Origin of the sequence: Agathobaculum sp. LCP25S3_E8 (genome assembly GCF_052117165.1) — a bacterium.
Taxonomy (GTDB): domain Bacteria; phylum Bacillota; class Clostridia; order Oscillospirales; family Butyricicoccaceae; genus Agathobaculum.
This window is the reverse complement of sequence record NZ_JBQKJR010000011.1, coordinates 65,013-73,250: the sequence shown is the minus strand read 5'-3', so window position 1 is coordinate 73,250 and position 8,238 is coordinate 65,013. Positions and strand designations below refer to the sequence as shown.

Sequence of the window (8,238 nt, the reverse complement as noted above, 5' to 3'; positions counted from 1 at the left end):
TTCTTCTGACAGCCGCTTGTTTTCCTGTTGCAGCTCCGACTGTTCCTGCTTCTTTTGTCGTTTTTCGCTACCTTTTGTCGCCTGCTTTTTCATAAGTCCCCGTGCACCTTCTTTTTGGAATTTCTTCTCCCACCGGCACACTGTTACAACATCAAGGCAAAAGTGCATAGCTGTCTGTGTACAGGATAAGTGATGTTCCTGCTTGTATTGTAACACTTTTAGGCGAAACTCGCCATCAAAGCCTTTTTGTCGGCCAACCAGATTTCTGCTTAGAAGTCCTTTTGCACCATGCAGCTTATACAAGTTTACCCATTTTTCAATCGGCGTACAGGATACGCAAAATTTCTCGGATGCCTCTTTGCGTGTATGCCCTTCCAGTACATACTGAACAACTGCTAATTTTAATTCCTCACTGAACAATTCTTTTCCCATAGATTTCTGCACCCCTTTCGTTGACTTTCTTGTCCAACTTTTGGGGTGCAGTTCAGCTAACGCCTCCGCCCTTGACATCCCCTCGAAGCGCTGTTATTTTTGTAGAAAAGGCGGCAGCAGCTTGCGCCGCTCCCGCCTTAAAATATTTTTGCTCTATTTTGCACCACAATTTAGCGTTTACACAAAATTTGGGATTGACCCGGTTGCGACTGTGTTTAATATAATTATTGTTTCTAAAGTGAAACTTTGAACTTAACTTTCCCCCTTGATTGTTTGTTGTTTGTATGGCCTTCATTTTTACCTCTGCTTGTTACCTCTCTTGTTATTAAGCCCGCGAGGCGCCACCATCTATAACAAAAAATGGCACCACGAGGGTGCAGTAACTAAATAACTTTGCTGAATCTCGACAGAGCTTTTAATTGCCTCATGGCGCCATTTAATCGCTCTATCTAAATTTCAACAGATAATATTACAAAATTATCTAGTTACTGCACTTTAATTATACCACACAAAAGCATTTTGCAAGGATTTTTGCGGGCTTTTTGCTCATTTTTGCGCCGCCGTGTTATTATGAGTATGATGGGCATCGAAAAGCAAAACCGTAAAACTCCGCACAACCGCCGGTATGAACGCAGCGAATGTGCGATGCAAAGTGCAATTCTAAAGCTTCTGAAGCGGCATCGTGGGAGGATTACGGCGCGGCAGGTAGCAAAGGCGGCGGGGCTGTCCCGGCAGACGATCTATAACCACCATCCCAATATCAACCAGGCGATTATCAACAATGAGGAGGTACTGGTAGAGGAGTTTTCTTCCGGGCTGGACGACCAGCTCAAGCTCCTCTCCAGAACCACGGCCAATCCCAATGGCCGTATTTTTTATGCGATCCTCATTTTTATGACCCGGCACAAGGAAATCTTCTGCCAGATCTGCGCAGACCGTAATAATCAAGGGCTGCTCTACAAAATTGTGGAGGCGGCGTACCCAAGGTTGGAGATTACATGGCTGCCGATGGGGATGCCAGCACCGGAGGCGAACAGCGAGCGGGTCGAGGCATATATTCATAAAAGCGTCGGGATCATCCGCAGATGGGGCGAAGATACGCACTGCGATGTCCGGCGGGGAGACCGATGCGTGAACAGCCTGCTCCAAGCGACAGCAGAGGCCGCGAGGAGCAGGCTGCAGTAAATTAAATGTTCTCGTTTTGTGAAGGCAAAGCGATGATCCACCAGTCAGTATCTTCGTCAGTAATTAGTTCTTGTAATTTTCGCCATCGTTCATTGTCGTCGTCAATATCAGTCAGCCAAATATCAATCGCCGCACGCGCAGCTTCACATAGTGTTTCTTCTACCGGTTCTTCCATCACGCCGGTACATTCACTGCGATGAATGTGTCCAACAAAATATTTTTTATCCCCCTTAGTGTATTGTTTCGGCGCTTGACAAGCCCGATATACGATATCGCAGTTAAGCATCACGGCCAGTTGTTCGCACACGATATCACGAGAACTGTAGCCTGAAAACCTAGAAATATACCCTTGTTTTTCTAACTCGTGGCGAAGTTTGAAGAACTTTCTCGTGAAATCCTCATCGTTTAGCGACAGAACATCAATCAAAAGTGAGTCCATTTCCGGTCCAAACTTAAAATGGCATTCTACCCGTTCAAAATAATCATCACCTACGCATATCAGGGATTCAGATTTTTTGTTGCTATCGACTTTTTTCAATCCCAGTTTAATGCAGATTGAGCGAAACAGTAACTCTCTGGCTGCCTCTTTGTTGTCAGCTTTACGATGCGCCGACGTTAATAATAATGGCGTAAAAAACTCACTATACCACTTGGACTTTTCCTGAACGGTCATCTCGTCAAAGATAATTTCCCTTAAAAGCGGATGCGTATAAACATTCGTCTTATCCCACTCAATCAGGGAGCAAGATTTCAGTTTCTGAATGAGTTTGTTTCGGCTTATCGGGTCCCTTAAAGCGGGATGCAGATAATCAGCGTCAACAACTCTGGCATCAATCATCTCAGAATCCGGCTCCTGTGTGGGGGCGTCTTGAAGCTGTATATTTCTTAGTTTCACATATCCGTTTCCCAGCTTTTCTTCAATAAGGTATTCTCTGATTTTATGCTGTTCATCAAGCAACCTTACTATCTCGCAACCGTCAAATGGATCATGGTAAACGTGGTCGTAATATGTTGTTTCCGGCTGTTCTTCAACTGCTTCAAGATAATCTTTTAGGGGGAGTGCATTAACATTCAAACTGGCAAGGCGGTGTAGAAAATCTACCGCCACAATATCATCTTTCAACTTGTCCAAAGTGATATGGAATGCTTTACGGACAGTTTGTTCCGCAAGATCCCCGTCATCCTGATCGAACAGCAGCATACCTTTTTCTTCCCAAAGATCAAGATACTCCCGATAGGAACTACAATATTCCCGAATATAGGCCGCCGCATATTGTAATGCCAGCGGTAGATAACCAAGTTTCTCAGCCAGTTTATCTACATCACTATTCGCTTCAAAGCCCGAAACCTCCACAAGCAGCCGACCGGCCAGCTCGGGAGAAAATACGCCTACGGGTATCCGCGCAGCGCCCATGAAATCCTTGTTGCAGCGCGTGGTGATCAGGATATGGCCATTATTTTTTGGCAGATAACTTTCCAGCAGTTTTTTTGCTTTACCAGCCCCCTCATTGGCGCTGTCCAGATAGTCGGCATTGTCATAAATAAGGAGCCAGTCATTCCGCTGCTCGAAGCAGGAAAGAAATGCGATACGGATGTCACCTTCATAATGCCATCCTATCCTTTGCAAAATGTCTGCACAACTCTCTCTTATTGACTCCGCATCAGACGCTTCGATCCAAGCTGTAATACCATAAGCGAACTGATGAGTATAGGCGTACTGTTTCGCAATCTGCGTTTTCCCTACGCCAGCCATACCGTAAATAAGCTGCAGGTTCTTTTTCTTTTTGAAATTCTTCTCTATCTGTTTAAGGATGTCTTCTCGTCCTATAAATGTTGGATTTTTAAGGCCAAAATTGATGCCCCGCAGAGACTCGGTAATCAAATACGAGGGCTTCGGCAATTTCACCTGTAAACGATTTGAGCCAACTCGGGATTTCTCCAGATGTTCTCTTTTTGCATCCGCAAAATATTTCTCCGCCATCTCTCCTTTGGAGATATTCCCAAGAAAGAAAAGCTCCATTTCCCGATAATACTTATTTTCAAGCGGTGTTAAATCCCTATCGAGGTCATTCGGATCACGGGACGATGTCTCTTTCGCTTTTTTCTCGATGAAATTTGATTCCCGTATATATTTTAAACGCCGCTCGGTCAACTCCAACGCATCGTATCCTTCCAACAGCCCCAATGAACATAAAACGATGTCGGATTCCTCACCGATACCAAATCTGTCAAAAGTGAGTTTTATCAAAAGTGCTTTTGCAGCATCCGCAGTCATTGCTCTATAATTGACGTCTTTTTCGTCAAGAAGAATCTGCGCAGCCCCCAGCACATCCATTGTCTTTCGTGCATATTTAGCCAGAAACTCTTCAAACTCGCTACGCTCATCAGCCAATTCCACCGCCCCCTTTCACTCTATCATTATACTTGTTTTTGTAACCTTTTTCAACGAGGAGCAGGGGTGAGTATACGGTTCTTATGGTACTGAGTACATCAAGGTTTGGGAGGCCTAATTGGTAAGCAATAACCCCTAGCTCTCGTGCGTGAGCACGGGGGCTTTTCTTTTTTGGGGAGATTTTGACTTTTCACGACCTTTCCCGACTTTTTCGTTTTGGTGCATTCGGGTCTGATACACTGATCCCGACGTCAAAAAAACACAAGTCCTCGCGAGGCAGAAAGGATTTTAATCATGAGTACATATCAAATGCAGACCGTTCCGTATGGCACCACGTATGCCGCCCCGGTATATCAGGACGAGCAATTAAATCAGGGCATTTCCAAACTGGCGGAGACCAGCCTGGCCTTGGCGGAGCACACGGCCCTTCAAGGACAGTTGTATGCGGCCCTCACCAAGCAGGTGATGAGCAACACTGCCGCCCTTGCCATGAGCGAGGACTATTTTTGCCAGGTCGCTCCCCGAGGGAGTGAGGAGTATAGGCTTATTGTCGAAACCTATGCAAAATTGGCACTGAAATATGTTTGGACGGGAGGTGAGCGGTGATGTATAGCAGCGTGCCGTATGATAAAGAGCTTCTTCTCTTTCTCGCCATTGTGATTATCCCCTTTGTCATCGTGGCTGTTTACGCACACCGTCAGGAGAAGAAAAAGCTGCAAAGAAAAAAGGAACAGGCTGCCGCCATTCAGGTGGAGCCGCCTCAGAAGCCCGCCGAGATCGTGCCGCAGCCGGAAGATCCGAAGATCTCCGCCCTGCGTAGCGCCGCCTGGCAGAGCCTTCGGATCGATTTCATGGCGCTGGAGGCACAGCGGCAGATGGCCGAAATCGCCCGGCTCCACCGCACAGACGCCTCCACCCGGCGTAACCCGCAGAGCGATCCGTACTACCGGCGGGCGGAGTGGACGCAGGACGGTGAAGATTGGCGTCAGGACCGGTTTTGAACCGTTTCAGGCTGTTTCCGGTATTGAATCAAAAAAGAATTGGACACTTTGTCAAAATCTTTTTGATTCCATCGGCGCGGATTTTCGTGCCTCATGGTATAAACGGGAAAACGCCCAATTACAAAACATTTTAGACAGGAGTTCAAATATATGGAAAAACACAAGATTGAGAGAACGGCCCCGGCGATCTGCCGGGTGCCTGAGAACATTCCGGAGATCCCCAAATTCAAATGTATCGTTGCCGATCCGCCGTGGACGAAGAACCAGACGTCTGCGGGCGGCTACGGTGGTGCGCTCGGGCATTATGATTTGATGTCGCTGGAGCGCATCAAGAATATGCCTGTGGCAGACCTTGCGGACGAAAATGCCCACCTCTGGCTCTGGGTGACCAACTCCAATATCGATGAAGGATTGGAAGTCATCAAAGCGTGGGGCTTTAAACAAATTTCATGTTATACATGGGCCAAGTGCCGCATGGGAACCGGAAATTATTTGAGGAACGCAAGTGAAATGTGTCTCTTTGCTGTACGCGGAAAACTTCCCCCGAAAAGTCGCAATCAAATTAACTTTTTTATCGGCTATCCTACCACGCATAGCGAAAAGCCCCGCGAGGTCATTAGCGCAATTGAACGTGTATCACCGGGGCCTTATCTGGAGCTGTTCTGCCGGAAGCGTCCGGCCAGTTCCGAGAAGTGGTACTGCTGGGGAAACGAGGTGCAGGCCAGTCATTATGAACCTGCCGGTGCGGACATCTTCATCCCCGGCTATCCCGTCCCCAAATACTCGTTTGAACATAGCGACGAAACCACAGACCAGCCTATCGTCAAACCTGATGAGACCAAGGAGGAGGTGTGATGCATGAAATCCAGCAAAGAAAAGGACAAGAGCGACACGGATCGCGGCCTGTTCGGGAAACTCGTGGAGGGCGTAATTGTCTTCTGTATCTGCGTTTTTATCCTCAAAATCGCCATCGAGACCCTGATCTGCATCCGCGTTCCCTTGATCGTTATCGGAGTAACCGCCGCCATCATCGTCATTATCTATCGCACTTACAAATGGCGGAGGGACAGAGATGACTACTAAGGAGCTCGTCTGGCGGGAGGTGTCTATCCAGCGTCCCTATGAAATGGAAACGCTGTTCAATATCCTCACCCACATCGCCGCGCTCACTTCCCGTGGGCCGGTGGTGTGGGAGGCTCGGTGCAAGGCTGGCCGGATGCGGTATCTTGTCGGGACGCCCAAGTGGTCTGTGGGCCGGGTGCAGGAGGTGTTCAAGGCCCACGCTAATGTCCAGTTCACCGAAAACGTCCAGCGGGAGCCAGTTGCGGAGGCGCGGAAGGTAAAAATCTCCAAGCCGGTGCTTTCCCTCAATACCGAGGTGTCCGCCGCTATGATCCGGGCTACCCTCGCCGCCATGACGGGAGCCAAGTCTGACGCGGAATGTGTTGTCCAAATCGTGCTGGGGGCGGCCTTCGCCCCCAGCACCACCCCTAAAAATCTGCCAGACCCCAACGCCACCTGGCTCCAGGCAATGCTTGGCAGCGTCCACAACGCCTCGCCGGAACAGAGGAAGGCCGTCCGGGAGAAGGCGGAGCAGTACACCTATGACGCTGTCATCCGCATCGGCATCTCCGGCGACCACACCACCACCCGGCTGCATAACATCATCTCCGCGCTCCGCACACTGGAGTCCGCTGGGGTACATATCCACACGGACAAGGAACAGCCGGAGCATCTGGACGCCGCTTCTCTGCCGTGGCGGATGCCGCTGAGGCTGTCCGTAAAAGAACTGGCCTGTTTTCTGCTGCTCCCCGCTGGGGAGGAGGAACTGCCGGGGACGCCGGGATTACACCCCAAGCTGCTCCTGCCGCCCAAGTGGTACAGGGAGCCGAGATTCGCCTCAGAAAAGCGGCATTTTGCTACTACGCTGGACACCGAGCCGAGGTTGCTCAGCATCGCCCCTAAAGATGCTCTGGAGCACACGATTCTCCTCGGGCCTACCGGCAGCGGCAAAAGTACCGCCATGCAGCATTTGATTTTATCAGATATCCGCGCCGGACGCAGCGTTCTCGTCCTCGATCCCAAGGCCGACCTCGTGACAGACCTGTTAGAGCGTATCCCGGAGGAACGCAAAGACGATGTGGTGGTCATAGACCCCTCCGATCCCTCGCCGGTAGGTTTTAACCCCTTGATGTACAACAAAGACCCCTCCCTTACGGCGGACGCCATCCTTGCGGTGTTCCAAGAGTTGTTCGCCCAGAACTGGGGCATCCGGTCTGCCGATGTACTCGGCGGCGCACTGCTCACACTGGCACAGATAAAGGGAGCCAATCTCTTGTGGCTGCCCCAACTACTTACAGATGAACACTTCCGGCAAAAAATCGTCAGCCAAGTGAAAGACCCCATTGCCCTTGAACCCTTCTGGCGGCACTACGACGCGATGAGGGACTCAGAGCGGCGCACCGAAATCGCGCCGGTATTGAACAAGCTGCGGCAGATCACCTACCGTCCAGGACTTCGCAATGTCCTTGGGCAGTCTGAGCCGAAGTTTTCTCTGGCGGACTTATTCCTGAAGCGACGGATCGTTTTAGTGCCGCTGAACCGGGGCTTAATCGGGGCGGAGTCGGCTCGTTTGCTGGGTAGCCTTATCGTGGGCCTAACCTGGACGCTCGCCCTCTCACGGGCCAACGTCGCGCCGGAAAAGCGGCATATGGTTTCGGTCTATGTGGACGAGCTGCAGGACTACTTATCTCTGCCCACCTCTTTCTCGGATGCACTGGCACAGGCCAGAGGGCTGGGCGTAGCCTACACTGTGGCGCACCAGTACCGGGGCCAGCTCCCGCCGGACATCAAGGCTGGGATCGACGCCAACTGCCGAAATAAAATCATCTTCGGATTGAACAGCGATGACGCCAAAGATATGGCGGCCCAGGCCCCGGAGCTGCTCCCGCTGGACTTTATGACCCTGCCCCGCTACCAAATCTATACCAGCTTCCAATCCGGCGGCAGGAATACCGGCTGGATCAGCGGGCAGACCATGCCGCCTGCCCCGCCCATCCGGATGGCGGCGGAGATCAAGGCGGAGAGCATGAGGCGCTATGGCGTTCCCGCCGAGGAAACCGAGGCCGCCCTCATCCGCCTGATGACCCGCCCCGAACCGGAACCAGATCCGGCAGTAACGGAAGCGCCTATCGGGCGCAGAAAGAAACTTTAACCTATGGAGAACAC

9 protein-coding genes are annotated in these 8,238 nt (G+C 50.7%); 6 read left to right on the top strand and 3 right to left on the bottom strand.

The annotated features are described in order from the left end of the window. Window positions 1-432, bottom strand: a 432-nt coding sequence (locus ACTQ34_RS06320; RefSeq protein WP_441363028.1) for a helix-turn-helix domain-containing protein, incomplete at its 3' end; no start/stop codon positions are given. Between the two features lie 52 nt (window positions 433-484). Beyond that, window positions 485-727, bottom strand: coding sequence for a hypothetical protein (locus ACTQ34_RS06315; RefSeq protein ID WP_441363027.1), 243 nt, complete (start codon window positions 725-727; stop codon window positions 485-487). 281 nt (window positions 728-1,008) lie between these two features. On the opposite strand from ACTQ34_RS06315, the gene ACTQ34_RS06310 reads away from it, so the two are divergent. After that, window positions 1,009-1,617 carry an HTH domain-containing protein gene (locus tag ACTQ34_RS06310; protein ID WP_441363026.1) on the top strand — a complete coding sequence of 203 codons (609 nt, stop codon included), beginning with the start codon at window positions 1,009-1,011 and terminating at the stop codon, window positions 1,615-1,617. A gap of 1 nt (window position 1,618) precedes the next feature. Here the strand turns inward: ACTQ34_RS06310 and ACTQ34_RS06305 are convergent, their stop codons facing one another. After that, complete coding sequence (locus ACTQ34_RS06305) at window positions 1,619-4,009, bottom strand: hypothetical protein (protein WP_441363025.1); 2,391 nt, start codon at window positions 4,007-4,009, stop codon at window positions 1,619-1,621. Window positions 4,010-4,303: 294 nt separating this feature from the next. On the opposite strand from ACTQ34_RS06305, the gene ACTQ34_RS06300 reads away from it, so the two are divergent. From ACTQ34_RS06300 to ACTQ34_RS06280, 5 genes are all read left to right on the top strand, one after another. Further along, a complete protein-coding gene (locus ACTQ34_RS06300; RefSeq protein WP_441363024.1) occupies window positions 4,304-4,615 on the top strand; it encodes a hypothetical protein in 312 nt (103 codons plus the stop codon). Next, window positions 4,612-5,010 (top strand): hypothetical protein, encoded by a 399-nt coding sequence (locus ACTQ34_RS06295; protein WP_441363023.1) that lies wholly within the window; start codon window positions 4,612-4,614, stop codon window positions 5,008-5,010. Before ACTQ34_RS06300 ends, ACTQ34_RS06295 begins: the two co-directional genes overlap by 4 nt. A 150-nt stretch (window positions 5,011-5,160) precedes the next feature. Next, window positions 5,161-5,865, top strand: coding sequence for an MT-A70 family methyltransferase (locus ACTQ34_RS06290; RefSeq protein ID WP_441363022.1), 705 nt, complete (start codon window positions 5,161-5,163; stop codon window positions 5,863-5,865). 3 nt (window positions 5,866-5,868) lie between these two features. After that, window positions 5,869-6,093, top strand: a complete 225-nt coding sequence (locus ACTQ34_RS06285; RefSeq protein ID WP_441363021.1) for a hypothetical protein — start codon at window positions 5,869-5,871, stop codon at window positions 6,091-6,093. Continuing rightward, the gene (locus ACTQ34_RS06280; protein WP_441363020.1) at window positions 6,083-8,224 is read left to right on the top strand and encodes a type IV secretory system conjugative DNA transfer family protein; all 2,142 of its coding nucleotides are present in this window, start codon (window positions 6,083-6,085) and stop codon (window positions 8,222-8,224) included. The genes ACTQ34_RS06285 and ACTQ34_RS06280 overlap by 11 nt, the downstream gene beginning before the upstream one ends. Window positions 8,225-8,238: the final 14 nt, after the last annotated feature.